Origin of the sequence: Longimicrobium sp., from assembly GCF_048594345.1 — a bacterium.
GTDB lineage: Bacteria > Gemmatimonadota > Gemmatimonadetes > Longimicrobiales > Longimicrobiaceae > Longimicrobium.
This window is the reverse complement of sequence record NZ_JBMDXM010000216.1, coordinates 1-2,063: the sequence shown is the minus strand read 5'-3', so window position 1 is coordinate 2,063 and position 2,063 is coordinate 1. Positions and strand designations below refer to the sequence as shown.

Annotated in this window: 1 protein-coding gene and 1 pseudogene; one reads left to right on the top strand and one right to left on the bottom strand. The window is 71.5% G+C overall.

The genetic code is table 11. From position 1 onward, the window contains the following. Positions 1 to 484: pseudogene (locus tag ACOJUJ_RS23105) on the top strand (pseudouridine synthase); the annotation flags it as partial. Between the two features lie 702 nt (positions 485 to 1,186). Here ACOJUJ_RS23105 and ACOJUJ_RS23100 read toward each other — a convergent pair. Next, positions 1,187 to 1,990, bottom strand: a complete 804-nt coding sequence (locus tag ACOJUJ_RS23100) for an amidohydrolase (RefSeq protein ID WP_420129279.1) — start codon at positions 1,988 to 1,990, stop codon at positions 1,187 to 1,189. Positions 1,991 to 2,063 lie beyond the last annotated feature (73 nt).

Genomic DNA, 2,063 nt, shown 5'->3' with positions numbered 1-2,063 from the left:
GCGTGCGCTGCCCGAGGGCAACCCCGCCGCCTTCCGCACCTGGTACGTGCCCGATGGCGTGGAGACCGGCCCCAGCGGCCATCGCAACGCCGACGGCCGCGGCCCCAAGAAGCCCTACGGCGGTGCCGGCGCGAAGAAGCGTGGCCCCGGCGGTCCGGGCGGACAAGGTCCGCGCGGCGGCGGCCAGGGCCCTTGGTCCTCGAAGCCGGCCGGCGCCGGCGCAGGTCGTCCGCGCGCACCGTATGGTCATCCCGACAGCGCCCCGACGTTCCCGTCCGACCACGCCAACCCCGGCAGCTTCAACCCCAACGCCGGCCCGCGTGGCCCGCGTCCGGGCGGCAACCGCGGCCCGAAGGGGGCAGGCGCCCGCGGTCCGGGTGGCGGCAATCGCGGACCGGGTGGCCCTGGCGGCGGCCGCGGCCCCGGCGGTCGTCCGCCCGGCGGCGGCAACCGCGGTCCGCGCGGTGGCGGTCGCGGAGGCCAGCGCCCAGTCGTGCATCAACACGGGGCCTTCGGGCCCCGTGTCGTGTCCGGCATATCAGCGACCGAAACGGCCCTCTCCCTCCCCCGCTTGCGGGGCATTGCGCCCTTTACGGGTGGAGGGCTGGGGTGGGGACCGCTTTCCTGAGGAAAGCCCATGCCTCCACCCGACGCGCGTTGCGCGCCGGCCTCCCCCGCACGCGGGGGAGGCGAAGAGCGTCGCGTGGCACGTTTCTCCATGCACGATCAAAGCGATCCCCACGCACACGATGACAACCGACGCAGCGCACGCGTGCCTGTCGCCCTCCCCCGCTTGCGGGGGAGGGTTGGGGTGGGGGCAGCTTTCCAGGTAAGCCCATGCCCCCACCCGACGCGCGCTGCGCGCCGGCCTCCCCCCGCACGCGGGGGAGGCGAAGAGCGTGGTGCATCGCTTTCTCCGTGCCCGGCTGAATTGCTTCCGTGCGCACAACTCCGGACACATCAGCGACCGAAACGTCAGACACCCTTCTCCCTCCCCCGCTTGCGGGGGAGGGTTGGGGTGGGGGCGCTTTTCCCGGGAAAGCCCATGCCCCCACCCGACGCGCGTGGCGCGTCGGCCTCCCCCGCTTGCGGGGGAGGCGAAGAGCATCGTGCATTCGCGCAAGGAGCGCCTGCCTCCTTCCCGCTTGCGTAGCATCGCGCTCCTTGGCGGGCGCTTTCGCAGGGATCAGGGGTCGAAGATTTCGAAGCGGTCGGCGTCGAGCATCGCGGGGAACCGTTCGCGGTGCGCCGCCAGTTCCGAGGCCAGCAGCGTCGTGGTCGAGACGACTTCGGCGTCCGTGCATTCGCTCAGCGGGGTGCCGAGAAAATCGAGCACGGCACTGTTGCCGCTGTAGTCCAGGCCGTTGCCATCACGGCCGACGCGGTTGACGCCGACCACGTAGCACAGGTTCTCGATCGCGCGTGCGCGCAGCAGCGTCTTCCACGCGTACGCACGCGCTGCCGGCCAGTTCGCCACGAACAACTGCAGGTCGAAGTCCAGTTGCCCCGGACGCTCGACATCGAAGCGGTTGCGGCAGAACACCGGAAAACGCAGGTCGTAGCAGACCTGCGGATTGATCCGCCAGCCCTTGAGCTCGACCGTCAGCCGCGCCCGCCCCGGCGCGTAGCGCTTGTGCTCGCCGGCGTAGCGAAACAGGTGCCGCTTGTCGTACCACTGCAGCGCGCCATCGGGCGTGGCCCAGAGCATGCGGTTGTAGACGCCGTCGCCGTCGCGCAGTTGCACGCTGCCGGTCACGGCCGCATCGAGCGCGGCAGCCTGCGCGCGGATCCAGGCCACGGTGGGCCCGTCCATGTCTTCTGCCCGTTCGATGGCGTCGTTGCTGAAGCCGCTGGTGAAGGTCTCGGGCAGCACCACCAGATCGCTGAGGCCACGCAACGGCGCGATCAGGCCGCCGTAGTAATCGCGATTGGCCTCCGGGTCGTGCCAGATCGTGGCGCCCTGGACGATGGAAACGCGGAGGTTGTGCATGGTGCGGCCCTGTCGACGACCGCGACGCGGCCGGACTCCCGATTCTCGTCCGCGCCGCCTGCCGACTCAAGCC

Excerpts from the sequence above, each read along its gene's own strand:
- ACOJUJ_RS23100 (WP_420129279.1), bottom strand. The coding sequence starts at position 1,990 with ATGCACAACCTCCGCGTTTCCATCGTCCAGGGCGCCACGATCTGGCAC.